Raw genomic sequence first — 24,961 nt, 5'->3', positions numbered from 1 at the left:
CAATGAGGAGCTCTACGAACATGGGTAAGGATCTTTCTGCGGAACCCTGCGGACCGCAGGATCGCGGACGTTACCGCCGAAAGGTCCAGCGCTGTCTCGACACCCTGGCCCGTATGCTCACCGATGGAAGTTTTTCCTTCCCTCGCAAGAACATCGGGCTAGAGGTCGAACTCAATCTGGTCGACGCCGAACTACGCCCGTCGATGACGAACACGACGGTCCTCGACGCGCTGAACGATCCGTCGTTCACCACGGAACTCGGCCAGCACAACCTGGAACTCAACGTGCCGCCGAGGCCGCTGGCCGGCGAGTCCGCGTTGCAGCTGGAGGAGGATCTCCGCGCGTATCTGGGCGCGGCCGCGCGCAAGGCCGAGGAATCCGGCGCCTCACTGGCGATGATCGGCATCCTCCCGACCCTGCGGCACGAGCACTTCGACCAGAAGTGGCTCACCAACAACGCCCGGTATTCGCTGCTCAACGACCGGATCTTCGCCGCGCGCGGTGAGCGGACCGTGCTCTCCATGGAGGGCGCTCCCCTGCCGGGCAGGCAGCCCGAGCGGCTGCGCAGTTACTCCGAATCGATCCTGCCCGAAGCCGCCTGCACGTCGGTTCAGCTGCATCTGCAGGTCGCGCCGGAGGAATTCGCGGCGCATTGGAACGCGGCGCAGGCGCTGGCCGGGGTGCAGATCGCCGTCGGCGCGAATTCGCCGTTCCTGCTCGGCAAGACACTCTGGCACGAGACCCGGATCCCGCTGTTCCTGCAGGCCACGGACACCCGGCCGGAGGAATTGAAGAACCAGGGCGTGCGGCCGAGGGTGTGGTTCGGCGAGCGATGGATCACGTCGATCTTCGATCTGTTCGAGGAGAACGTCCGGTACTTCCCCGGCCTGCTGCCCGAAACCGACAGCGAGGACCCGGTCGAGGCGCTCGACTCCGGTCAAGCCCCGAAACTCACCGAACTGCGGATGCACAACGGCACCGTCTGGCGCTGGAACCGGCCGGTCTACGACGTCGTCGACGGCCTGCCGCATCTGCGGGTGGAGAACCGGGTGCTCCCCGCCGGCCCGACCGTCGTCGACATGGTCGCGAACGCCGCCTTCTTCTACGGCGCGCAAAGGGCGCTCGCCGAAGCCGACCGTCCAGTGTGGACACAGATGTCGTTCCAGGCGGCCGAGGAGAACATGTACGCGGGCGCGCGAAAGGGTTTCGACGCGCAGCTGTACTGGCCGGGCATCGGCTGGATCCCGCCGGACGAGCTGGTGCTGCGGGTCCTGCTGCCGCTGGCCCACGAAGGACTACGCCGTTCGGATGTTTCGGACGAGGCGCGAGAGCGCTACCTGGGCATCATCGAGCAACGGTGTCTCACCAGGCGGACCGGCGCGGCGTGGCAGCGGGAGTACGTCCTGCGCGCGGAGGAGCGCGGCGCCGAGCGGGAGACCGCGCTGAACCGGATGCTGGGCCGGTACCTGGAGCTGTCGGCGACCGAGACGCCGGTGCACACCTGGTCGCTCGAGGCTTAGGCTGACCTCCCAGGGAGGTGGCGCTTGCCCAAGATCATCGGCCGGTCGTTGGAGGAGCACCGGCGTGAGGTCCGCAGCAGGGTGTTCGACGTCCTGCGCGGGCAGCTGTACGAGCGCGGGTTCGACGCGATCACGCTCGCGGGTGTCGCCGCCGAAGCGGGCCTCGGCCGGACGGCGATGTACAACCACTTCCCCGACAAGGAGAGCCTGCTGGTCGCCTTCGTCGAGGACGAGGCGACACGGTACGTCGAACGGCTGACGGCAGCGGTCGCGACCGCCGACACCCCGGTCGCGAAGCTTTCGACGTTCGTCCGGCTGCAGCTGCGGGTGCTGGCCGAGTACCACCTGCCGCCCGGGACGGCGCTCGCGTCGGCGCTGGCACCCGCGGCGTACCGGAGGATCAGCGCGCACGCCGACCCCATCACCGGCCAGCTCCGCGAGATCCTCGCCGAGGGTGTGCCGGAGGAGGATCCCGACGTGCTGATCCCGATGATCACCGCCGCGCTGGGCAGCCGCCAGGTCGTCGACGTACCACCCGAACGGCTGGACGACGCGATCGAAGGAGCCGTCCGCTTCGTGCTCAGAGCGGTCGGAATGGCGGAAAACCTTGAAGATTAGGGTAGCCTAACCCGCAGTTGTGCCTTACGCTCTTTCTGACAGCATGTCAGAACGATGCTTGGAGGCTCTGCCCATGCCGGTGACCACCGACGTCGAATCCGGGCCGTTCTCCTCGGCCCTGCGCGCCTCCACGTTGCCCGCCCACGAGCGGGCCAACCACTCCGTGTACATGAACGCGCTGCTCGGCGGCGAGCTCACGCTCGAGGGGTACACCCGGCTGGTGATCCAGTACTACTTCATCTACCAGGCCATCGAGCAGGCCGCCGACAAGCTGGCGCAGGACCCGGTGGCGGGCAAGTTCGTCTTCGAGGAGCTGCGGCGGCTGCCGAGCCTCGAACGCGACCTCGAACACCTCGTCGGCCCGGACTGGCGCGAGACCGTCCGCCCGCTGCCGTCGACCGAGCGCTACGCGCGGCGCGTGGCCGAGGCGTCGGACTGGTCCGGCGGCTTCGTCGCCCACCACTACACCCGCTACCTCGGCGACATCGCCGGCGGCCAGGTCATCCGGCGGCTGCTGGAGCGCAAGTACGAGGTCAGCGAGGCGGGTTCGCTGTTCTACCACTTCGACCAGCTGGGCAGCGCGCCCAAGTTCCGGGACAACTACCGCGAGCAGCTGAACTCGGCGCCGTGGAGCGAGGACGAGCGCGCGCGGCTGATCGACGAGGCGATCGTGGCCTTCGAGTGCAACATCGCGGTCTTCGACGAGCTGGCCGGAGAGCTGGACACGTACCGGGCCGCTTGACCTCGTGAGTGGTAAGGACGGTTCTAACCGTCCTTACCACTCACGAGCCCTACGCTCTCTTGCGTCGCGTCACCATCGTCACCAGCGCCAGTCCGCCGCCCACCAGCAGCAGACCCCACAGCAGCCACACGCCGCCGTCGACTCCGGTCGACGCCAGCGCCGAGTCCGGCCGGTACTTCACGTCCGGCACCAGGTCGTCCGAGCCGGAACCCGAACCGGCGCCAGGACCCGGACCGGCCCCGGCACCACCGGGCAGGTTCGCGCACGCGGCGCCCAGGGTCACCGTCGCGTCGTCGAGCACCTCGCCGACCTTGTAGAACTTCGCGAACGCGTCCGCGTTGCCCAAGACGACCTTGATCCCGGCGACGCTCACCACTCCCGCGCCCTCGGTGGTCTTCACCGCCGAAAGGTCCAGTGAAGCGAGCGCGACCCCTGGACGGTCGACCGGCGGCGAAGGCGCCCCGCCGGTCGTCTTCAGTTCGACGTCGGCGTAGAGCGTGCCCTTCCCCTGCGCCACGACCACCTTCGGCCGTCCGATCGACAGCTCGAAGGAGTGGCTCGGATAACTGAAGGTCACCTTGCCCCGGAACTGCGTCGTGAACTCGGTCGCCGATTTGTACTGAGCGCTCTCGAAGCCCCACCGGTAAGCCCCGCTCGGCGGACCCGTCCCGGCGATCTTGTCGATGTCGGTGATCTCGACGCCGTCGGCCGCGGTGATCGACGTGCCCGTCCCGATGCCGACGTAGCGGCGGAAGCTCTGTTTGAAGCCCCACAACAGGTTTCCCTGCGCCACCGAGCCCGGGGTGAACACGCACGCCGACGAGGAGGTCGTCGTGGTCGGTGCGGGACCGGAGGTGGACGTCGGCGGGGAAGTCGGCGTGGTCGTCGTGGGCGGGGAGCCGACTTTGCCGGGGAACGCGATCCGGCCCGCGTCGACGTCTTCACCCGGCTGGTAGAAACCGGCGAACGCGTCGGCGCCTTCCTTGGTCAGTTTCGCCGACTCGATGTCGACGACGACGTTGTCCCCCGCCTGCGACGGCGCCTTCAGCTTGAGATCGGCGAACACCACGTCGGACGGTGCCCTCACCTTCGTGGGCGCGGCTTTGGTGCCGTAGAAGGAATAGCCGACCTTCGCGGTGAGCTTCCCGGTGCCGTCACCGGCGAAGGTGATCCGGGGGTCGGCGAGAGTGAAGTCCCAGATCGTGTGCGCCTCGAAGGTGTACGCGACCTGGCCGGTGTACGAGACCACGCCCTTGCCGGAGTCCCATGTGGACGATCCGTACTTCCATTTGTACGGGAACGGCTCGACGTTCGGCGCCGAGGGATCCAGCACCGCCCCGTTCGACGGCGTCACCGTGCCGCCGCCCCGGGTGATGTAGCTCCGCCAGGACTGACGGACCCCCCAGCCGAGCCCGGCGCCGGCGTCACCCGGTCCGGGATCCGGATCACCGATCCCGGTGAACTTCAGCGGCGTCTTGCTGTCCCAGGTGAGCACCGGGGTGTCCCAGCCGAAGACGAACAGGCTGAACGGCTGCGTCTTCGCGCTGTAGGTCGTGCCGCTCGCGACGTACTCGGCCTTGATCGTGACCGTGTATTCCCAGTTCCCGCCGTCGTCGAGCGGGATCTGGCTGCCGACCGCGCCCTTCTTGATCAGTCTGCTGACCTGGAAGTCCTTACCGGTTCGGTCGCGGACATCGGCCTTCGCCGGGCCCACCCGGAGGCCGAAACCCTTGGCGTCGTTGACGGCCGGATCGAATCCGGTGCCCTTGACGACGATCTTCGTGCCCGCCGGGTCGAGCCCGGTGCTCGGCGTCACGGTCACCTTCGGCGTGAACGGATCGGCGGCGAGCGCCGGGGTGACGGCGATCCCGGCCACCAGCGCCGCACCGGCCAGCACGGCGCCCCATCTTCGCAAGGACACTTCATTCACCTTCCGCGTTTCGGGTCCGCTTGCGGGCCCGGATCAGGGGGACGGCGAGCGCGGCGATCAGCACCACACCCGCCACGACGGCGATCCACCACCACGAACCGGACTCCCCGCTCTGCGCGGTGGGCTGCACGGCCGGAGCCGGAGCCGCCACGGGCTGGGATTCCACAGTGGACACCGGTGGTGGCGCCGAGGACGACACCGGCGCCGCGCCGGAGGAGGGCGGCGGCGCCGGTGAAGACGAAGGAGGCGGCGGCGCGACGGCCTGGGTCGTGGGCGCCTTCGGCACCGCGAACGCCACCGGGGTGAAGGTCTCGTTGTTCGCGTTGACCACGCCGTGCGCGCCGACCGTGATCAGTCCACAACGGACTTTGAGGCAGTCGACGTCGACGATGTTCCCGGTCCGGTCGGCGGCCTTGAACCGCGCGCCGGGGAGCACGATCTTCGTCGACCAGGTCCCGTCGGCGGCGATCTCGCCGTTGGCCGCGGACGCCGTGTCGCTGCCGGGGAAGGCGAGGAACCGCTGGAAACCGTTGTTGTCCTTGGTCTCCTTGTCCTTCACGTAGCGGTAGCTCGCGCCGGCCGCGCCGCCCTGGCTCGGCTGCCACGCGCCGTCGGCGACCCAGCCGAACAACAGGTAGATCCCGCCGTACCCCTTCGGCACGGACTGGAATCCGGTTCCCTTGACCTGCAAGGACGTCGCGTACTCCGGATCCGCGGAGCCGGGCGAGAACGTCACTCTCGCGCCCGCCGCGGCGGCGGGCATCGGCGCGGCGATCATGAGCAGGCCCGCGGCGACGGCCAGTATCGTCAGCTTCTTCATCGGCGCTCCTCGGCCGCTCGGTGGGGCAGGACGATCGGTTTCCCGGTGCGGGGATGGATGAGGACCTCCACGGGATGCCGGTAGACCTCGCTGAGCAACGACTCCGTCAGCACTTCGGCGGGGGTGCCCTCGGCGGCCAACTCTCCTTCGGACAGCACAGCGACCCGGTCCGCGTACGCGGCGGCGAGCCCGAGGTCGTGCAAGACGACGAGCACCGCGTCCCCCGCCTCGGCCCGCGCGGTCGCGAGGGTGAGGATTTCCTCGCTGTGCCGGAGATCCAGTGCGGCGGTGGGTTCGTCGAGCAGCAGGACACCCGCCCGTTGCGCGAGTACCCGCGAGAGCGCGGCCCGCGCCTGCTCGCCGCCGGACAACGTGGTGAACCGGCGTTCGGCGAACTCGGTCATCCCGGTCGCCTTGAGCGCGGCCGCGATCTCTGTCTCGTCGAAGTCTTTGGCTTCCGTTCCCTCCCAAGGCGTCCGGCCCATCCGGACGACCTCGGCGACGGTGAACGGGAAGGTCACGGTGTTCTGCTGCGGCAGGACCGAACGCAACCGCGCGAGTTCGATTCCGCTCCAGCCGCTCAAGTCCTTCCCCGCGACGAGGACGCGGCCCGATTCCGGCCGGAGGTCCCCGGCGAGCAGGCCGAGCGTGGTGGACTTGCCCGCGCCGTTGGGTCCGACGACCGCGAGGACCTCGCCCGCGTGCAGCCGCAACGAGACCTCGCGAAGCAGGGTTTTCCCTTCCACCGCGTAAGAAACCCGCTCCAGTTCGGCGGCGACGGCACCGCGTTCCACGGGTTCGGGCAAGGCGATGTCCCGCCGGGAGAAGAAGCTCATGCCCAGCCTCCCGATCGACGCCGGGTGCGCAGCAGCAGCCAGAAGAAGAACGGGCCGCCGACGAGCGCTGTCAGCATGCCGATCGGCAGATCCGCGTAGGTGAAGAGGGTCCTGGCGCCGAGATCCGCCGCGGCGAGCAGCAGCGCGCCGCCGAAGAGGCTCGCCGGGATCAGCACGCGGTGCCCGGGACCGAGCAGCATCCGCAGCCCGTGCGGCACGATCAGGCCGACGAACCCGATGATCCCCGAGTACGAAACGGCCGCCGCCGCCATCAGCGCGACGACCACGACAGCGCCGAGCCGCAGCTTCTCGACGTCCACGCCGAGATGCCGGGCCTGCCGCTCCCCCAGTGCGAGGAGGTCGAGTTTCCGCGCGAGCGCGATCGACACGACGACCCCGACGGCGACCAGCGGCAGCACGGTGACGACGTACGGCCAGCGCGAACCGGCCAGCGAACCCAGTTGCCAGAACACGATCTGCTCGCGAGCGGCCTGGTCGGCGGAGAACATCAGGAACGAGATGATCGCCATCGCGACCGCGTTGACCGCGACCCCGGTCAGGATCAGCGTGACCACCTCGGAGCGCCCGCGCGACCGCGAAAGCGCGTAAACGAGCAGTGTCGTGACGAGCCCACCGGCGAATCCCAAGGCGGGCGTGGTGAAGGCGCCGAAGAAGGTCCAACCGGCCACAATGGACAGACTCGCGCCGACGGCGGCCCCGGACGAGACCCCGACCACGGCCGGTTCGGCGAGCGGATTGCCGAACACCCCCTGCATCAACGCGCCGCAGACCCCGAGGACCCCGCCGACCAGCAACGTCATCACCACGCGGGGGAAGCGGACCTGCCACAGCGCGCCCTCGGCGAACGGGTCCAGCCGCGGTTCCGCGAGCCCGAACCGGTGCAGCACCGAATCGAAGACCTGCGACAGCGGGATGCCGAACTGCCCGCTGCCCGCGGACACGAGCGAGATCCCGAGGACACCGGCGATCAGCACGGCGAAGACCGCCGTCACCCGGAAACCGCGGTTCATCCTGGGTCACCCGGGGTGTAGAGGGCCCGTGCCAGCGCGTCGAGCACGCCGGCGGTGAGCGGTCCGAAGCTCAGGATCTGCGAGTCCGCCATGTCGACGATACGGCGGTGCTGCCCGGCGGGGGTCTGCGCGACGCCGGGCACCTGGAGCGCGCCGTCGACCCCGCCGACGGACTCGAGTCCCTTGGTCATCATGAGGATCACGTCGGGTTTCGCCTTGGCCAGCGCCTCCGGGTTGACCGGGCGCATGCCCTCGATCCCCGCCTCGGTGGCGACGTCGACGGCGCCGAGCGCGCCGATCAGCGAATCGGCGCCGGAACCCTTGCCGAACAGGTGATACACCCCGGCCTGCCCGCGCATGTACAGGAAGACGACGCGGAGTTTGCGGGCCGGATCGGCGGGGGCGAGCTTCGCGATCTCCGCCTTCTTGGCGTCCACCTCACCGGCCAGCCGCGTCGCGAGGCGTTCGCCGGACTCCGGCACGCCCAGCGCGGCGGCGACCTGGCGCACGATGTCGCCGACGTTGTCCATCGAGCGCTTCGCGTCCACGACGACGACGGGCACCCCGGACGCGCGCAACTGCAGCACGACGTCCCAGGGGCCCAGTGTGGTGTCGGTGATCACCACGGTCGGCCGCAGCGCCAGGATCGCCTCGGCGTTGAGCCGATGGCCGTTCACGGTGACCAGCGGCAGGTTCCTGGCCGACGGGAACCCGGTGGAGACGTCCCGGCCGACGACGTTGCCGCCGAGGCCGAGGCCGAACACGGTCGCCGCGAGGGTGCCGGACATGTCGAAGGCGAGGATCCGGCTGGTGTCGGTCACCGTGACCGGTGTGCCCTGGTGGTCGGTGATCGTCGCCGGAAGATGCCGCGCCGCCGGTTTGTCGCCGGCGATGTCCGCCTGCGCCAGGCGCGCGGTACCGGGTCCGGTCCGGGTTTTCGGCTCCGCCAAGGGCTCGACCTGGGAAAGCGGCCGGAGATCGGCACCGGATTCGACCGCTTTCGTGGTCGCCAAGGGCGGTGCCGAGCAGCCGCTGACAACGATGACGAGGAGCAGAGCGACCGTGGGCAGCAACCCCCTTGACAACATTAGGCAAGGCTAACCATATTTACCTGGCGATAGGTAAGCCTTGCCTAAGGCTGTGACCTCCTTGTGATCGAAGGGAACTACCCATGTCGAAGAGATCGGTCCTGCTCCGCGCCGCACTGGTCACGACCGCCGCCACCGCGGCCGTCACCGCGCTCGCGGCCCCGGCCTCGGCCGCGCCGGGCAATGCGACCAACAACGGCAAGACCCTCTCCGCCTCCAACGCCACCGGCCTCGCCGCCGCCGGTGAGACCATCACCGTCACGGGCAGCGGCTTCAGCTCCGCCGAGGGCTACTACGTCGCACTGTGCGCCGTGCCCGAGGACTACAGCTACGGCACCAAGCCGAGCCCCTGCGCGGGCGGCGACGGCCAGGGCGGCTCCGGTGTCGGCCCGTCCTCCTGGGTCACCAACTTCCCCGGCGGCTCCTCGCCGATCGCCGCGAACGGCACCTTCACCACCCAGATCCGGATCGCCGAGGTCAACAACGGCCTCGATTGTTCGGACCCGTCGGTGACGTGTGCCCTCGTCTCGCGGCGCGACCACTTCGCGTCCAACAACCGGAACTCGGACGTCTTCATCCCGGTTTCGTTCTCCTGACGCGGGCCGTGGGGTAGGGCTCGCCCTACCCCACGATCGGCGGCCCACCGGATCCCGTGACACCCCGGAAGACCCTAATTTTCCAGGTATGTTCCGGATCGCGGCCACCGCCGTACTTTTGACCCTCACGACGATCGTCACGGCTCCCGCCGCCCAGGCCGCCACCCCGTCCTCCGCCGCCGGGGTCTTCGACGAGATCGTCCCTCGAAGCCTTGCCGAACATCACATTCCCGGTGCCGCCGTGGTGGTCGTCGAAGGGGGCAAGACCGTCTTCTCCAAGGGCTACGGAGTGTCCTCAATAGACACTCAGGCGAAGGTGGACCCGGAGCGCACGGGCTTCCTGATCAACTCGGTCGGCAAGTCGATCGCCGCCACGGCCGCGATGCAGCTGGTCGAGCAGGGCAAGCTCGCGCTGGACGCCGACGTCAACGGCTACCTGAAGTCGTTCCAGTTGCCCGACACCTTCCCCGGCCGTCCGGTCACCCTCTTCTCCCTGCTGACCCACACCGCGGGGTTCGAAGACCACGTGTACCGGATGTTCACCCCGCGCGACGAGAAGCTTCCGCCGCTCGCGGAACACCTGGCGACGGAGATCCCCACCCGCGTCCGGCCGCCCGGCGAGTACGCCGCCTACTCCAACTACGGCTTCGCCCTCACCGGGCACCTCGTCGAGCTCGCTTCCGGACAGTCCTATGCGGACTATGTCCGTCAGCACATCTTCGAACCGTTGGGAATGAAGAACAGCAGCGTCGCGCAGCCCACTCCGGACGTCCCGCTGGCCACCGGCCACCGCTGGGACGGCTCGGCGCAGGTCGTCCCGCCCGCGAACTACGGCCCGGAACCGCCCGCGGGCGACGGGAACGTCGCCACCCCCGCGGACATGGGCCGCTACCTCTCCGCGAACCTCGTGCCCGGTACGTTCAGCCGCTCCCTGCTCGACCAGATGCACGGCGCGCGGTTCCGCAACGACCCGCGTCTGCCCGGAGTGGGCTTCGGCTTCTCGGAACGGCGGCTGAACGGGCTGCGCCTGGTGGAGAAGGTCGGTGACTCGCCGGGATTCCTGAGCGTGCTGGAGCTGATCCCGGAGAAGAACACCGGCGTCTACCTGACGTTCAACGGCGGCGCGTTCTCCGGCGACGCCGCCGCGGTCACCTTCGAGGCCTTGAAGGCGTTCCTCGACCGGTTGCATCCCGCCGCACCCGTCCCTGCGCCGAAACCGCTGGCCGGCGACGTCTCACGGTTCGAGGGCAGCTACAACAGCACCAGGCTGGACTTCGACGACTTCACAAAGGTCCGTGCGCTCGCGGGCGCCGTCTCGGTGACCGCGGACGGTGACGGCGTGCTGACGACATCCGGCCTCGGCGAAGGCACCCGGCGCTGGACGCAGACCGAGCCCGGGCTGTTCACCGACGAGGGCGGCGAGCGGATCGCGTTCCGCGAGTCCGGCGGGCAGGTCCTGCTCTTCTCCGGCGACGACCCGAACTCCTCCTACGAACGCATGTCGTGGCTCGAGTCGTCCTCCACGCACCTGCTGATCCTCGGTATCGCGCTGCTGCTCCTGCTGGGCGCGCTGCTGTGGTGGCCGATCCGCGCGTTCGTCCGGCGCGGCCGGGAGCGGTACTCGAAGGGCGCCCGTTTCGCGACCGTGGCCGCCTGGTCCGCGGCGCTGGCCGTGACGCTGTTCGCGGTCGGTTTCACCCTGCTCATGAGCGACCTCAGCGGTGCCGCCGTCGCGCTGACCTCCGGACACTCCCCGTTGCTGAGCGTCACCTTGCTCCTGCCGAATGCCGTCCTGCTCCTGACCGGCGCCGCCGTCGTCTGCAAGGCGCTCGCATGGCTGCGCGGTTGGTGGAACACGCCCGCCCGGATCACCTACACGGTGGTTTCCGTGGCACTGATCGCCTTCCTCGGCGTAATCGCGTCCTATCACCTGGTGGGATTGCCCTACCTGGCTTGATGACCGCCGTCACACTGCCTTGACCTCCAGCTAACTAGAGCTAGCAAAGTGGGTTTCAGGCAGTCGGCCCAACGGGTACAGCTGCTGAGAACGAGTCGTTCCACCTGGGGAGAAACGCGGCGCCCCCGGTCGCCGCAAACGGGTGAAGACGACTAAGTTCGTCCTTGGAAACTTGTGTCGAAGACAGAAGGAGGGCCGATGGCCCGCTACGTGCTCCCCGATCTCGACTATGACTACAGCGCCTTGGCGCCGCACATCTCGGGCGAGATCAACGAGCTGCACCACAGCAAGCACCACGCGACCTACGTCAAGGGCGCGAACGACACGCTCGACAAGATCGCCGAAGCCCGTGAGGCCGGCAACTTCGGCGACATCGTCGGCCTGCAGACCACGCTGGCGTTCCACCTCGCGGGGCACGCCAACCACGTCGTGTGGTGGAAGATCCTTTCCCCGGAAGGCGGCGACAAGCCGACCGGCGAGCTGGCCTCCGCGATCGACGAGGCGTTCGGCTCCTTCGACAAGTTCAAGGCGCAGTTCACCGCGGTCGCCACCACGATCCAGGGCAACGGCTGGGCCGCGCTCTCCTGGGACCCGATCGGCAAGACGCTGATCACCCAGCAGCTGCGTGACCACCACAACAACCTGGTCCTGCCGACCACGCCGATCCTGCTGGTCGACGTCTGGGAGCACGCGTTCTACCTGGACTACAAGAACGTGAAGCCGAAGTACGTCGAGGCCCTGTGGAACATCTTCAACTGGGCCGAGATCTCCAAGCGGTTCGACAACGCCGTCGCCGGTGGCAACGGCCTGCTGCTCGGCTGACCTTCTCACCACGAAGCGGGGCTCTCCTTCCGGAGGGCCCCGTTTTCCTTGCTTGACCTCCAGCGAAGTCGAGGTGTCAAGGTGGGCGCATGGACGTCGCCGCATACCTCGACCGCCTCGGACTCGACCGTCCCGCCACCGCGGACGTCGCCGCGCTGCGGGTGCTGCAGGAACGCCATCTCTCGGTGGTGCCGTTCGAGAACCTGAGCATCCACCTCGGCGAGCCGATCGTCCTGGAGACCGAAGCGCTGTTCGACAAGATCGTGCGACGGCGTCGCGGCGGCTTCTGTTACGAGCTGAACGGGCTCTTCGCCGCCTTGCTGCGAGAACTGGGCTTCGACGCCACGCTGAAGGCCGCGAAGGTCTTCCGGCCGGACGGCACCCTCGGACCACCGTTCGACCACGCGGCCGTCCGGGTGGAGCTCGACGAGCCGTGGCTGTCCGACGTCGGCTTCGGCAAGTTCAGCCGGTTCCCGCTGCGCTTGTCCGCCACCGAGTCGCAGGCCGACCCGGACGGCGAGTTCCTGATCCTCGACGCCGCCTACGGCGACATCGACGTCGTCCAGGACGGCAAGCCCCAGTACCGGCTGGAGCAGCGGTCACGGACACTGGACGAGTTCATCCCGACGGCGTTCTGGCAGTCGGCCTCGCCGGAGTCGGACTTCACGCGGGGACCGAGGTGCTCGCTGCCCACCAAGCACGGCCGGGTCACCCTGGCGGGTGACAAGCTGATCGTCACCACCCACGGCGTCCGCGAGGAAACCAGGCTTTCGAGTGATCAGGAGATCCTGGACGTCTACCGGAAGGAGTTCGGGATCGAACTCGCCCGGGTACCGGAACGGCCTTGACCAGACCGGCGGGGTCCTCGACCATGAACCCCCGGCATGAACGAAGCCCCGCCTCCGGGGGTAACCCGGTTGCGGGGCTTCGTCCGTTCCCGAACTGACTGCCGCTCCCACCACGAAGCGGACATGTATGAGGTTAGCCTAACCTCATCTACCCCGGCAAGGGGTACGACCGAGAGACGCCGATCTCACCCTTCCGAGTGACGGCAAACTGTCCCCATGAGTCTTCTGAGCGGCAAGGCCGTGGTGATCACCGGCTCCGGACAGGGCCTGGGCAGGGCTTTCGCGCACCATGCGGCCGCACAGGGCGCCGCGGTCGTGGTGAACGACGTCGAAGCCGGACTCGCGGACGAGGTCGCGCGTGAGATCCGCGCCCGGGGCGGACGCGCGGTGTCCAATGGCGACTCGGTCGCCGACGCCGGACATGCCGCCGGACTGATCGACCAGTGCGTCGCCGAGTTCGGCACGCTCGACGGCCTGGTCAACAACGCCGGCGTCAACTACCGCGCCGAACCGTGGGCGGACGACCCCGCCCGGATACGCGAAGTGGTCGAGGTCAACGTGCTGGGCCCGCTCTTCTGCGGGACCGCGGCGGCGGCCGTGATGCGCGAGCGGGGCAGCGGCGTGATCGTGAACGTGGGCTCCGGCTCGATGATCGGCCAGCGGCGCGCGGCCGCGTACTCGGCCTCGAAAGGCGCCGTCGCCTCCATGACCGCCTCCTGGGCGGCCGATCTGGCCGACCACGGCATCCGCGTCAACGCCGTCGCGCCGGTGGCCTGGACACGGATGGCCCAGCGGGACCCGAGCGTCGTCCAGACCCCGGAGCACACCCCGGAACGGGTGGCGCCGCTGGTGACCTACCTCCTCAGCGACCTTTCGGCGGGGGTCACCGGGCAGATCCTCCGGTTCCGCGGCGACATCCTGTGCGTCCTCCGCCAGACCGCGATCAAGGATCCCGTCCTCGAGCGGGACGGGTGGACGGTCGAGGACATCGCGGACGCGGTGGGCGGTGACCTGCGGGAGGCGCTGGAGCCGCCTCCCTCGGCCCGGTGGCGGTGACTCAAGGCCGATGCCCCAGGACGTGAAGGACTCCTTCACTACCCTCAAGGTCAGGGTTCCGGCAAAGTCGACTATCCGCACGTGTCAGGTTTCGAGGGTTTCCAGCGGGGTCGTGAGCGACAAGAAGCGTTAGAACGACACTTACCACTCACGACCACCCCGTAAACCACCCAAATCGGGCAAAAATGTGCCAAGACTGTCCTCAGTGGACATTCGAGGAGCGTGTCAGGCCACGGGTGACGAGCCCACTCCGTCACCTCTGCGACCAGCGGATAGCCGACTTTGCCGAGACCCTGGCCCTCAAGGTAGTGAAGGAGTCCTTCACGGAGCCCAGCCAGGAATTGCCGCTTCTTGCGCATTCTCAAGAAAAGCGCACTCGGCCGATGATCTTCTTGTCGGACCACTCCGGAACAATGACCGGATGATCAACCACGTGTTCGTCGACGAGAGCAAGGAAGGCGGCTACTTGGTGACGGCCGCCGCACTGCTCTCAGGCGACCTCACGTCCGCCCGGCGCGCCATGCGAAGTCTGGTGCTGCCAGGTCAACGCCGTCTGCATTTCACCCACGAGAACGACGGGCGCCGCAAACGCATTCTGGACACGATCGCAGAGCTCGAGCCCACAGTGAGGATCTACGACGCCTCGGCGCATCGTCGGCGACGTCAGCGTGAAGTCTGTCTTGACGTGCTGGTCGAGGACCTCGCCGAAGCCGGCACAAGAATGCTCGTGCTGGAAAGCGACGAGTCGATGTGGAGCTGGACCGGAAGACGCTCTACCGATCCGTCCGGCAGCACGGATGCCAAGACGTTCTCGAGTACCGGCACCTACGCGCGTTCGAGGAACCACTACTCGCCATCCCGGACGCGCTCGCGTGGTGCTGGCAGCGTGGGGGCCATTGGAAGACCCGGGCGAGAGAAATGGTGAAGGAGGTCAGAACCCTCTGAGGTCCGGATACGCGAAACCCGGCCCACCCACCGTCCGGAAGGCTGCCGGGTCCACTTCACCGGTTTAGTAACCGGCGCTGATCGAAGTCTACCTCAACCTCACTCACCCCATCCACCCATCGGGTTGGCGTTTCGCCGGACAGCGGGCGCCCGACGGGCTAGCTTCTCCCCGTGGCCACCGGGAACGACTACCGCAGCATCGCGCGCAAGACCGACCGTCCGATGTGGATCTGGGCGGGCTGCGCGCTGACGAGCGTCCTGCTGCTGTCCGGCGTCGCCATCGCCGTCGCGATCACCGTGCTGAACAAGGACGAGCCCGGCACCGGAGCCGAACTGCCGGAGGTTTGGCCGTCCAAATCCGGGCAGGCGCTCCGCCCGGTCCCGATGCCGACGGGCGAGATGGTGACCGCACTGACGGACGACACCGGCGCGCAGGTGCTCTGCCAGGCGATCCCGGAGCAACGCTGGGAGGAGATCCTCGGCGGCCGCACGCTGCGGGAGGCGGGCGGGGCCTGTCACGCGGTCACCGCGGAACTCGACGTCAGCGCGCAGATGATCCCCGAGTTGCCCAAGGACACGAGCCGGGGCCTGCCGACGAGGACCACCGTCGCCGGCAAGGTCGCGGTCATCGCCACCGACAAGGAAGGCACCAGCCTGAGCGTCGAGCTGGTCGAGGTCGCGCCGCACAACGGCGCCTCGCCGGTGCTGCGCGTCTCCCTCCGCGGCAGGGCCATCAAGAATCCCGAGACCGAGGGCAAGGCGAAAGCGCTCGCCGAGGCGCTGATCGCGGGGGTGACACCGCCGGGGCCGGCGTTGCCGAAAATCGGCGAAGACGGCGAGATCCCGCTGGAGAAACGCGAACCCGGCCCGATCAAGGACCAGCCGCTCCCGGTGGTCTCCTGGCTGCTGTGCGGGGAACTCGGCCGCGCGCTCGGGGTACCGGCCGACAACGCGAAACCGACCTTCTTCGCCGCCTGCGAGCTGAACGGGGTGACCGCGGACTACAGCGAGCTGTCCTCGCTCGTCCGCCCGACCACGAGCGTCGCGGGGCTGCCCGCGCAGGTCGACGACGGATCCGTCATCGTGCAGCTCACCAACGACCCGGGCGGGCAGACGCTGAAGTTCAAGGGCACCGGCGATCTCACGGCGCTCGCCGAAAAGATGGTGCCCCCGCTCCTCGGGCGCTAGGCCCGGTAGTTCGACAGGAGGTCGCGGAGCAGGGTCTCGTACGCCTTCCGATCGAACCTGGCCACGGCGAAGGCGAACTCCTGAGCGGGGTCGAAAGGCTCGTAGTCGTACTGCCAGCCGAAACCCCGCCACTCGACCCAGTCATCGCCGAAGACGACCTCGACGCTGTAGCCGCCACAGCCGAGATCGCCGCACAGCGGGCAGAACAGCAACGCGACCCGGCCGTCGTCGAAATCGCCCGGTAGATCGCCGAGCAGGCGGCAAAGCGTCGCGACCGCCGACTCGCGCCACAGGTCCCCGTCCAGGGACAACGGCGTCCGCTCCTGCACGGGGACGATCGAGCGCAGCGCGACACCGTCGATCGTCCAGTCCAGGAACCGGGCCTCGCCGTCGTTCCAGCGGGTCACCGACGGTTCGACACCGAGTTTGTTCACACCCGCTCCCTCTTCAGCACGCGCAGCCCGTTTCCGAACCGCCGCACCGGCAAACTCACCCCACCGCGCCGGATCAGCACGACGGCGCACACTACCGCGGCGAGCGCGGAGATCGCACCGCCGATGTAGAACGGCGAGCGGCCGCCGAAGGCGTCGGCCATCCAGCCGGTCATCGGGCCGCCGATGGGGTTCCCGCCGATCAGCACCAGCACGTAGAGGCCCATCACGCGGCCGCGCATCTCCGGGCTGACGGCGGTCTGCACCAGCGCGTTCGCGGTGTTGAGGAAGGTGATCGTGGCGAAGCCGAGCGGGATCAGCGCGAGGCCGAAGGTCAGGTACGTCGGCATGAACGCGGTGACCACCTCGAACGCGCCGAGCAGGAACGCCGAGATCAGCAGCAGCCGCACGCGGGGACCGCCGCGGGTGTTGCGGCGGGCCGACATCAGCGCGCCGGTGAAGGTGCCGACGGCGACCAGAGTCGACAGGAGGCCGTAGCCGTCGGCGTTGGTGTGGAAGACGTTCGCGGCGACGATCGGCAGCGAGGTGAAGTACGTGATGCCGAAGGTGCTCACGAAGAACACCAGCACCATCACGGTCATCAGGTCGCTGCGCCGCCGGACGTACCGCAGCCCCTCGACCAGTTGGCCCTTCTCACGCGGGATGGCCGGGCCGCGGAAGAGCTTGTCGGGGTTCATCATCACCAGCGCGGCGATGACGGCGCCCGTGCTCACCGCGTTCGCCATGAACAGCCAGCCGGTGCCGACCCAGGTGATCGCGAAGCCCGCGATGGCCGGGCCGACGATCCGGGCCATGTTGAAGATCGAGGAGTTGAGCGCGACGGCGTTGGTGACCTTGTCCCTGCCGACCATCTCGGCGACGAACGACTGCCGCGCGGGCACTTCCAGCGACGCGGTGATGCCGAGAGTGAAGCAGAGGAGATACACGTGCCACAGAGCCGCGATACCGCTCAGATCGAGTGCGCCGAGGACGACGGCCTGTGCCAGCACGGCGATCTGGATGCCGATCAGGAGCCGTCGCTTGTCGACGCGGTCGGCGAGCACCCCGGCCCACAGCGAGAGGAACAGCGTCGGCGCGAACTGCAGCGCGACCGCGATGCCGAGCGCGATCGGGTCGTTGCCGCTGAGGGTGAACACCAGCCAGTCCTGCGCGATGCGCTGCATCCAGGTGCCGATGTTCGAGATGACCTGGCCGGTGAAGAAGAGCCGGTAGTTCCGCACCTTCAGCGACGAGAACATGCTCCCGCGCGGTTTTTCGCGCGCGGGAGGTGGCGGCGGAGCGGGTTCCCGGGTAGCGGCGGTCTTGGAAGGACACTGTGTTTCGCTACCCGTGGTCGTCACCGCTGTTAGTTCCCCGCCATCCTGTCGATGATCTCGGCGGCGCGAGAGAGCACTTCGCGTTCCTCCGCGCTCAACTCCGCCAATTGCTTGTCCAGCCAGATCTCCCGCGCGGTGATCTGCTCGACCACGTAGGACCGCCCGCGATCCGACAACTCGACGATCGCCTGACGGCCGTCGGTCGGATGCGGCCTGCGCTCGACGTAATCCATCTCCTCGAGCGCGGCGATCACCCTCGTCATCGAGGGCGGCTGGACGCCTTCCTTCGCGGCGAGCTGGCCTGGGGTCAGCGCACCGCATTTGTGCAGCGTGGACAGCGCGGACACCTGTGTCAGCGAGATGCCGTCACCGGCGCGCTGGGCCCGTAGCCGGCGATTGAGCCGCACCACCGCGAGACGCAGGCGGCTCGCCAGTGAGCGCTCGTGCGTGTCTCCGGACATATAGTTAGCTTACCTCACGATCGGATCACTGGCCCGTGAGATCGACCACGGGCGACAAAACCGCAGGTCAGCTGAACGCTGCCTGAATGGGGCCGACGGCGAAGTAGGCCAGGAACATCACCGCGATGCCCCACATCAGCGGGTGGATGCCCTTCGCCTTGCCGGTGACGGCGCGGAGGACGACGAAGCTGACGAAGCCCGCCCCGATGCCGTTCGCGATCGAGTAGGTGAACGGCATGACCACGATGGTCAGGAAAGCGGGCAGGGCGACGGTGAAGTCGGAGAAGTCGATCTCCTTGACCTGGCTCATCATCAGCACGCCGACGACGACCAGCGCCGGAGCCGCGGCCTCGACCGGGACCACCTGGTAGAGCGGGGTCAGGAACATGGCCGCGATGAAGAGCACGCCGGTGACGACGTTCGCGAGCCCGGTCCTGGCACCCTCGGCGATACCGGACGCGGATTCGACGAAGACGGTGTTCGAACTCGACGACGCGAAGCCACCCGCCACCGCGGCGGTGCCGTCGACGAACAGGGCCTTGCCGACGTTCGGGAGCTTGCCGTCCGCGGGCAGGAGATCGGCTTCCTTGGCCAGTCCGGTCATCGAGCCCATGGTGTCGAAGAAGTCGGCCAGCACCAGGGTGAACACCAGCAGGACGACGGTGATGATCGGCAGCCGCGTCCAGGCGCCGAAGGAGATGTCGCCGACCAGGGAGAGGTCCGGCAGCCCGAGGACCTGGTCCGGCAGCGCCGGGTAGCCGAGGTTCCAGCCCTGCGGGTTGACGCCCTTGGACGGACCGACCTTCGTGATCGCCTCGATGACGATCGCCAGCACGGTCGAGGCGAGGACACCGATCAGGATGGCGCCCTTGACCCGCTTCGCGACCAGGATGCCGGTCAGCAGCAGGCCGACGACGAACACCACTGTCGGCCACGAAGCGATCGAGCCGTTGATGCCCAGCCCGACCGGCACGGTGGTCTTCGCGTCGTCGGGGACGCGCCGGACGAACCCCGCGTCGACCAGGCCGATCAGGCAGATGAACAGGCCGATGCCGACCGCGATCGCGGATTTCAGCGGTGGCGGCACGGCGTTGAACACCGCCGTGCGGATCCCGGCGAAGACCAGCAGGACGATGACCAGGCCCTCGATCACCACCAGGCCCATCGCCTCGGGCCAGCTCATCTGGGAGGCGAAGGTGACCGCGATCAGGCTGTTGATGCCGAGGCCGGTGGCGATGGCGAACGGGTAGTTCGCGACCAGCCCCATGATGATCGTCAGCACCCCGGCGACCAGCGCGGTCACCGCGGCGACCTGCGGCACGGGGAGGATGTTGCCGAGGACGTCCTTGTGCGCGCCCGCGTCGTCCGCGGCGAAGCTGCCGATGATCAGCGGGTTGAGGACGACGATGTACGCCATCGTGAAGAAGGTGACGATCCCGCCGCGGACCTCACGTCCCGGTGTCGAGCCGCGCTCGCTGATCTTGAAATACCGGTCCAGTGTGGACCGGGTGCGCTGCTCCGCCATCGCGTACCACCCTTCGCCCGTTGCCGGGTACCCTTCCCCACGTGGGCGAATCGATCAATTCCGGGGAAGTAAACGGTTCATTGCGGCCAACGCCGGAACTGCCGAAGCGGCTGACCGACCTGACGCCGGTCGTGATCGTAGGTACCTCGCTGTGGGCCGTCGCGACCGTGGTCCTGTTCTTTGTGACCGACGGCATCTGGGTGCAGACGGCGTTCTCCGGCCTCGTGCTCGGCTTCATCGGCCTCGCGATCATCGCCTGGCAGCGCGCCGCCGCCCGCCGGGGCTCGAAAAGCGCCCAACGCCTCTGAGACGCCCGCCGCTGCCGAGAGCAGGGGCAGCCTCGCGGGAGGGTTGTGAAAGTAGCTCTCACAACACCTCCCCACCGGCCGGCGGGTGTCGTGAAAGCCACTTTCGGGACGCCTGGTGTCCCGAAAGTGGCTTTCGCGACATCGGGAAGCCGGAGCGCGGGCGAGTGCGGCAACACGACACGTTGCCGTACCTTTTACTACGTTTTCGCGCCCAACTCCTCTGAGATTCCCGCATTTCGTCCTCTGGATGCGGTACTTGCGTGTGCGACTACCGCAACCAGAGGACGAAACGCGTCAGTTCAGGAGTGCCGAGGGTGAAGGGTCTTCGAGCAGGGCCGTGAGGACGCGCCGGTCGGCCCACCGGTCCGTGGCCCAGGCGAACGCCCGCGCGAGGCCTTCGGGGGTGTCGGCGGCGTGCAGCCTGCCGTCGGACCACCAGGCGACCTCGTGCTCCGCGTCCTCGAAGGCCACCGTCAGCGCCTCGTGCAGCAGCACTCCGCCCTCGGGCGGTTCGACGCCCAGCTGCTCGGCGGCCACCCGGAGCGCGGAAAGTTCCGTCCACGGCACGTACTCGCCGTCTTCGGCGACCTTGGCGTCGAGACCGCTCGCCACCGGCAGGTCCAGCAACTCCGCCAGCGCACCGGCGCCACTGTCCGAGACGACGATCCGCGCCGGCGCCAGCACGGCGGCGAACCACGGCACGTCGAGGACGACGGCGTCGCGAGCGTCGGCGGCCGAACCGTCCGCGACCCGGACACGGTCCGGCGCTTCGACGTCCACCGCCGCTTCCGCGAGCGCCGCGTGCGCCCGGGCGGCGAGCCCAGGGCTCACCGTGCGCTCGGGATCGCCCAGCCTCTCCAAGAGGTCCTCGACGTCTTCGACCTCGGTGCCCAGCTCGGTCCGGACTCCGGCGGCGAGCAGGATCTCCTTGCTCAGCCCCGAATCCGGGACGACGTCGTAGAGCCCGGCCAGCACGGCGGCTTCCGGCATCCGCCAGTCGAGCGGCGCGTGCCCGTCCAGCAGCGCGTACCGCGCGAGCCACCAGCCGGTGTGCCCACCGGGTTCGGTGAGGGCACGCCAGGTTTCGGGGCGCGACGCGAGCAGGCGCAGCGCCTCCGGCCAGGCGTCGTCGGCGACGAGATCGAGATCGCGCACGCCGAGCACGCGGGACGGCGGGCGTTCCCGCGAGTCCCACCAGTCGTGCTCGTCGGGCAGGCCGTGTTCGGGCTCCAGCGGATCGTCGTCGGCGATGATCGCGAAGGTGTCGAGCACCCCGACCGCGACGAGCGTGGTCACCGGCCAGTCTTCGGCGAATTCCTCGTCCAGCACGGACAAGGCGCCGTCTTCTTCGAACACCTCGGGGTCGAAGATGTCGCCCAGCGGAGACGTGGGCAGGACGAGTTCGTCCGCGCGCCGCCAGCCGTCTTCGCCCGGCAGGGCCAGTGCGCTCGCCCAGCCGGGAGCTTCGTCGCCGACCTCGGCGATCAGGTGGAGCACCGCGCCCGCGAGCGCCATACCGTCCAAACCGGACCGGACGTCCTCGACGCTGCGTTCGACGGCGGCGCTCAGCGCGTCGGCTTCGAGCAGGTCACCTGCCTCGGCGTGCTTGGCGCCCAAGCGTTCCAGCAACGGATGCGCCGCGACCGGGTGCACGAGCCGGAGTCCGAGAATATCCACATCGGACAGGAGTTCGAGCAGTTCCGCCGATCCGCCGACGAGCAGCGCGTCGCGCACGCCGGGCAGGGTGCGGCCGTCCGACATCGGCACCGGCAAGGCGCCGAGATCGTCCTTGGTGAGATCGTGCGCTTCGAGCGCCGGGAGCAGCACGTCGTAAAGCGAGTGCCACCACGAGGGTTCGCGCTGGACCCCGGTCAGCCGCTCGATGGCCTCGGCGGGCGAAAGCGCCTGGGCGCCGACGGCACGAAGGTCCACACCGGACAGTGAGATCAGCCCGGGCACGACATCGGCCAGCAGCGGCGCGAGACCCGGCACGTCGACCGAAAGCACCCGCGCCCGCCTGCCCGGCAGGTCGTCGCCTTCCTGCGCCGGAAGCCAGGGAAGATCGGCGAGGTTCTCCAGAATGGACTCCCGCAGCGTTCCGTCCACAGTGGAACGCGGGAAGCCCGCACCGGGCACGAGCAACAGGCGCTCCTTGCCAGGCAAGGAACAGACGAGATCGACGTACTCCCGCGCGGCGTTCTTCAAGGCCGCCGTCAGCTCCGGCCCCGGCAGCGCGCGACGCCGGGACGGCTCGATCGGGAGCGTCGCGATCAGCCTCGCGGGCAGGGAAAGCTCGTCGTCGGTGGGGGTCGGCGCGTGCAGGACGTCTTCGCCGAGCGGACGCGGCGAACCGGCTCCGTCCAGCGGGACCGCCCAGACGACGTCGCCGCGATGAACCTGCCAGTGGTCGGCGGAACCGTCCGGCGCCGAGAGTTCGACGACGCCGTCGCCGAGATCGGTGCGGCGCCACACCCCGCCGTCGACCTCGATGCACTCCAGCCAGGACAGCGTGAGCAGCAGGTCGCCGATGTCGTCCTTCAGATCCGCCAGCAGCGCGGAGATGTCGACACCCTCGCGCACCGGAAGCCGGACCTCGGTGGCGAAGCCTTCGGGCACAGGAGGCTCGCCGTCCTGGACCGGCCACGGAAGCCGGAGCACGGGGACGTCGCCGGTGCGACCGGCCTCGGCCCGGGTGCGCTCCGCGGAGAACGCGACCCCGCCGGTCGCCGAAACGATCCGCGGTTCGGCGGAAACCGTGAGCACGGCGGCGAATCCGACGCCGAACCGGCCGACGGTCTCGTCGCCTTTCCCGGAAGCACGAAGGGAGGCAAGGGATTCAACGCCCCGGGTATCCAGCGGAGCACCCGTGTTGGCGAACCTCAGCTCACCGTCCACAACGGACATCCGAAACGTTCCGCGTTCACCGGCCGCGAGCGCGGCGTCGGCGGCGTTCTGCGCCAGTTCGACGAACAACCGGTCACGGTAGCCGCCGACGCGCAGGTCGTTCTCGGTGTTGGTGTCCTCGGTGAACCGCGTCGGCGAATCCGCCCACGCGCGCAGGACGGCGGCGCGTAACCGCTCGGTGCCGAACGGGTCAGTGCTCACTGGGGCTTTCGGTGGTCTCCGCCTCGGCGGACTGGGCGGCTGCCTCGGGTTCGACCTCCGGCTGGACCTCGGCGGTCTCGGGCACCTCGACCACCGGTGCCTCGGACTCGTCGACGACCGTGGCCTCGGCTTCAGCGACCTCGGCTTCAGCTACCTCGGCCGCGACGGGCTCAGGCTCGGCCTCAGCGGGCTCGGGCTCGGCAGGCGCCTCGGGCGCGGGCTCGAAGTCGACCAGCGAGTCGTCGTAGACCAGTTCCGCCACCGGCACCGACGAGGTCACCTCGACCTCGATCTCGGAGTGCGCGCCGCAGCCGTAGGCGACGTCGACGACGTGACCGTCCGCCGGGGAGATGTCATTGGTGCAAGCGCCGAAGGCCGCGCTGAGCGAGCCCGCGAGCGACACGAAAAAGCCGCAGCTTCCGCAGACGTCGGGCGCGCTGCGCGCCATATCCGACCGCGGGCCGAATTCGCCGTCGTGCCAGCGGGCGGCGGCGTCGAGCCTGCCGTGCCGGGACAGCACGTGGACCCGGCCGAGGCCGGTCTCCTTGGCGACGGCTTCGACCGCGGGGTCGTCGGACTCGAGGTACGCCGGGGCGAGCCGCGGATCGTCCTTCTCCACCGGGAAGATGTCGCCGACGCCGAGGTCGCCCGCCTGCACGCGGCGATCCCACGGCACCCACGCCGGGGCGACGCGCGCGTCCGGACCCGGGATGAGCACGACCTCGCTGACCGTGATCGGTTCTTCGTCACCGGCGAGCGCGACCGTCACCGACCAGCGCCAGCCCCGATAACCCGTCACGGTCGCCTCGAACAGGTGACTCGCGGAAACCGCGTCCTCCCGATCGACGCCGACGTGCGCGCCGACCAGTTCGGCACCGGCGTCCTCCAGCACCGCCGCGCGGGCCAGATCGACCGCCTCGGCGAGTTTGCGCTGGATAGAGCCGTCGTCCAGGGTCAACAGCAGGGTCATGCCCCCATTCTGCCGCACGCGATATCGAGGTCCGTGTCAGGCTGTCCGCGTGCGCACGCTGATGACCACCTCGCTCCTGCTGGCCGCCGTCCTCGGTGGCTGTGCCGCCGCGCCGGTGAGCGACGCCGCCCCGCCCGCGCCCGAGAAACTCAAGGTGCGGGTGCTCTCGTCCTTGCCCCATGACCCGGCCGCCTTCACCCAGGGGCTCGAGTTCTCCGGAGAGACGCTGTACGAGGGGACCGGCCTGGTCGGAAAGTCGTCGATGCGGGCCGGACCGGCGGGCGCGGCGCCGTCGGTCCGGCAGGAACTGCCCGGGCTGTTCGGCGAGGGCATCACCGTGCTCGGACCGACGGCGTGGCAGATCACCTGGAAGGACGGTGTCGCGATCGAACGCGACGCCAAGACCCTGGCCGAGCTCAGGCGCGTGAACTACACAGGCGAAGGCTGGGGCCTGTGCCACCAAGACGGGCGGCTGGTGATGAGCGACGGCTCGTCGAAGCTGACCTTTCGCGACCCAACGTCCTTCGCTCCGACAGGCAGCGTCGACGTCGGGCGCGACCAGCTGAACGAACTGGAGTGCGTCGGTAACTCGGTGTACGCGAACGTCTGGCAGACCGAGCGGATCCTGCGGATCGACGCCTCGTCGGGGCGGGTGACCGGCGAGATCGACGCGGCGGGGATGCTCGAGGCGGGCGAGAGGGGCTCCGCCGACGTCCTCAACGGCATCGCGGCGGTGCCGGGAACGGACGAATTCCTGATCACCGGCAAGCTCTGGCCCAAGATGTTCAGGGTGAAGTTCGTCCCCGCCGCCTAGAAAGCAGTGGTGA

At 68.9% G+C, this 24,961-nt stretch carries 23 protein-coding genes; 12 read left to right on the top strand and 11 right to left on the bottom strand.

Annotated features, from left to right (window positions below):
• The first annotated feature begins 20 nt into the window (after positions 1–20).
• From ACLJRM_RS36410 to ACLJRM_RS36400, 3 genes are all read left to right on the top strand, one after another.
• Positions 21–1,520 carry a glutamate-cysteine ligase family protein gene (locus tag ACLJRM_RS36410; RefSeq protein ID WP_410665658.1) on the top strand — a complete coding sequence of 500 codons (1,500 nt, stop codon included), beginning with the start codon at positions 21–23 and terminating at the stop codon, positions 1,518–1,520.
• A gap of 24 nt (positions 1,521–1,544) precedes the next feature.
• A complete protein-coding gene (locus tag ACLJRM_RS36405) occupies positions 1,545–2,138 on the top strand; it encodes a TetR/AcrR family transcriptional regulator (protein WP_101610854.1) in 594 nt (197 codons plus the stop codon).
• Positions 2,139–2,211: 73 nt separating this feature from the next.
• A complete protein-coding gene (locus ACLJRM_RS36400; RefSeq protein ID WP_410665657.1) occupies positions 2,212–2,880 on the top strand; it encodes a heme oxygenase (biliverdin-producing) in 669 nt (222 codons plus the stop codon).
• 49 nt (positions 2,881–2,929) lie between these two features.
• On the opposite strand, the gene ACLJRM_RS36395 is transcribed toward ACLJRM_RS36400, so the two are convergent.
• The 5 genes from ACLJRM_RS36395 to ACLJRM_RS36375 are packed head-to-tail and all read right to left on the bottom strand — an operon-like array spanning position 2,930 to position 8,585.
• Positions 2,930–4,801, bottom strand: a complete 1,872-nt coding sequence (locus ACLJRM_RS36395; protein WP_410665656.1) for an HtaA domain-containing protein — start codon at positions 4,799–4,801, stop codon at positions 2,930–2,932.
• Position 4,802: 1 nt separating this feature from the next.
• Positions 4,803–5,630 carry a hypothetical protein gene (locus ACLJRM_RS36390; protein ID WP_410665655.1) on the bottom strand — a complete coding sequence of 276 codons (828 nt, stop codon included), beginning with the start codon at positions 5,628–5,630 and terminating at the stop codon, positions 4,803–4,805.
• A complete protein-coding gene (locus tag ACLJRM_RS36385) occupies positions 5,627–6,466 on the bottom strand; it encodes a heme ABC transporter ATP-binding protein (RefSeq protein WP_410665654.1) in 840 nt (279 codons plus the stop codon). Before ACLJRM_RS36385 ends, ACLJRM_RS36390 begins: the two co-directional genes overlap by 4 nt.
• Positions 6,463–7,497 (bottom strand): FecCD family ABC transporter permease, encoded by a 1,035-nt coding sequence (locus ACLJRM_RS36380; RefSeq protein WP_410600198.1) that lies wholly within the window; start codon positions 7,495–7,497, stop codon positions 6,463–6,465. Before ACLJRM_RS36380 ends, ACLJRM_RS36385 begins: the two co-directional genes overlap by 4 nt.
• Positions 7,494–8,585, bottom strand: a complete 1,092-nt coding sequence (locus ACLJRM_RS36375; protein ID WP_410665653.1) for a hemin ABC transporter substrate-binding protein — start codon at positions 8,583–8,585, stop codon at positions 7,494–7,496. The genes ACLJRM_RS36380 and ACLJRM_RS36375 overlap by 4 nt, the downstream gene beginning before the upstream one ends.
• An 83-nt stretch (positions 8,586–8,668) precedes the next feature.
• Here ACLJRM_RS36375 and ACLJRM_RS36370 point away from each other — a divergent pair, with 83 nt between their 5' ends.
• The 7 genes from ACLJRM_RS36370 to ACLJRM_RS36340 all read left to right on the top strand — a co-directional run bounded on the left by ACLJRM_RS36370 (position 8,669) and on the right by ACLJRM_RS36340 (position 15,997).
• Positions 8,669–9,181: a hypothetical protein gene (locus ACLJRM_RS36370; RefSeq protein WP_410665652.1), complete on the top strand. Its 513-nt coding sequence runs from the start codon at positions 8,669–8,671 to the stop codon at positions 9,179–9,181.
• A gap of 88 nt (positions 9,182–9,269) precedes the next feature.
• The gene (locus ACLJRM_RS36365; RefSeq protein WP_410665651.1) at positions 9,270–11,138 is read left to right on the top strand and encodes a serine hydrolase domain-containing protein; all 1,869 of its coding nucleotides are present in this window, start codon (positions 9,270–9,272) and stop codon (positions 11,136–11,138) included.
• 198 nt (positions 11,139–11,336) lie between these two features.
• Positions 11,337–11,960, top strand: a complete 624-nt coding sequence (locus ACLJRM_RS36360) for a superoxide dismutase (RefSeq protein ID WP_037317970.1) — start codon at positions 11,337–11,339, stop codon at positions 11,958–11,960.
• Between the two features lie 89 nt (positions 11,961–12,049).
• Positions 12,050–12,808 carry an arylamine N-acetyltransferase family protein gene (locus ACLJRM_RS36355; RefSeq protein ID WP_410665650.1) on the top strand — a complete coding sequence of 253 codons (759 nt, stop codon included), beginning with the start codon at positions 12,050–12,052 and terminating at the stop codon, positions 12,806–12,808.
• A 216-nt stretch (positions 12,809–13,024) separates the two neighbouring features.
• Positions 13,025–13,864, top strand: a complete 840-nt coding sequence (locus ACLJRM_RS36350) for an SDR family NAD(P)-dependent oxidoreductase (protein ID WP_410665649.1) — start codon at positions 13,025–13,027, stop codon at positions 13,862–13,864.
• Between the two features lie 421 nt (positions 13,865–14,285).
• Positions 14,286–14,789: a hypothetical protein gene (locus tag ACLJRM_RS36345; protein WP_410665648.1), complete on the top strand. Its 504-nt coding sequence runs from the start codon at positions 14,286–14,288 to the stop codon at positions 14,787–14,789.
• Between the two features lie 191 nt (positions 14,790–14,980).
• Entirely contained in the window at positions 14,981–15,997 is a 1,017-nt protein-coding gene (locus ACLJRM_RS36340) for a hypothetical protein (RefSeq protein WP_410665647.1), read from the top strand.
• Here the strand turns inward: ACLJRM_RS36340 and ACLJRM_RS36335 are convergent.
• The 4 genes from ACLJRM_RS36335 to ACLJRM_RS36320 all read right to left on the bottom strand — a co-directional run bounded on the left by ACLJRM_RS36335 (position 15,994) and on the right by ACLJRM_RS36320 (position 19,751).
• Positions 15,994–16,431, bottom strand: a complete 438-nt coding sequence (locus ACLJRM_RS36335) for a hypothetical protein (RefSeq protein WP_410600190.1) — start codon at positions 16,429–16,431, stop codon at positions 15,994–15,996. The two genes, ACLJRM_RS36340 and ACLJRM_RS36335, sit on opposite strands and share 4 nt — an antisense overlap.
• Complete coding sequence (locus ACLJRM_RS36330; RefSeq protein ID WP_101610868.1) at positions 16,428–17,687, bottom strand: MFS transporter; 1,260 nt, start codon at positions 17,685–17,687, stop codon at positions 16,428–16,430. Before ACLJRM_RS36330 ends, ACLJRM_RS36335 begins: the two co-directional genes overlap by 4 nt.
• A 107-nt stretch (positions 17,688–17,794) precedes the next feature.
• Complete coding sequence (locus ACLJRM_RS36325) at positions 17,795–18,226, bottom strand: MarR family winged helix-turn-helix transcriptional regulator (RefSeq protein ID WP_101610869.1); 432 nt, start codon at positions 18,224–18,226, stop codon at positions 17,795–17,797.
• A gap of 67 nt (positions 18,227–18,293) precedes the next feature.
• The gene (locus tag ACLJRM_RS36320; RefSeq protein WP_410665646.1) at positions 18,294–19,751 is read right to left on the bottom strand and encodes an NCS2 family permease; all 1,458 of its coding nucleotides are present in this window, start codon (positions 19,749–19,751) and stop codon (positions 18,294–18,296) included.
• A gap of 80 nt (positions 19,752–19,831) precedes the next feature.
• Here ACLJRM_RS36320 and ACLJRM_RS36315 point away from each other — a divergent pair, with 80 nt between their 5' ends.
• Complete coding sequence (locus tag ACLJRM_RS36315; protein ID WP_101610871.1) at positions 19,832–20,059, top strand: DUF2530 domain-containing protein; 228 nt, start codon at positions 19,832–19,834, stop codon at positions 20,057–20,059.
• Between the two features lie 294 nt (positions 20,060–20,353).
• On the opposite strand, the gene ACLJRM_RS36310 is transcribed toward ACLJRM_RS36315, so the two are convergent.
• Entirely contained in the window at positions 20,354–23,164 is a 2,811-nt protein-coding gene (locus ACLJRM_RS36310) for a sacsin N-terminal ATP-binding-like domain-containing protein (protein ID WP_410665645.1), read from the bottom strand.
• Positions 23,154–24,134 (bottom strand): DUF3027 domain-containing protein, encoded by a 981-nt coding sequence (locus ACLJRM_RS36305; RefSeq protein WP_410665644.1) that lies wholly within the window; start codon positions 24,132–24,134, stop codon positions 23,154–23,156. Before ACLJRM_RS36305 ends, ACLJRM_RS36310 begins: the two co-directional genes overlap by 11 nt.
• A gap of 49 nt (positions 24,135–24,183) precedes the next feature.
• On the opposite strand from ACLJRM_RS36305, the gene ACLJRM_RS36300 reads away from it, so the two are divergent.
• On the top strand, positions 24,184–24,948 hold the full coding sequence (locus ACLJRM_RS36300) for a glutaminyl-peptide cyclotransferase (RefSeq protein ID WP_410665643.1): 765 nt from the start codon (positions 24,184–24,186) through the stop codon (positions 24,946–24,948).
• Positions 24,949–24,961 lie beyond the last annotated feature (13 nt).

The organism is Amycolatopsis sp. lyj-84 (assembly GCF_046549075.1).
Lineage (GTDB): Bacteria > Actinomycetota > Actinomycetes > Mycobacteriales > Pseudonocardiaceae > Amycolatopsis.
Note: the sequence above shows the minus strand (reverse complement) of the source record. Positions and strands in the feature narration are given on the sequence as shown.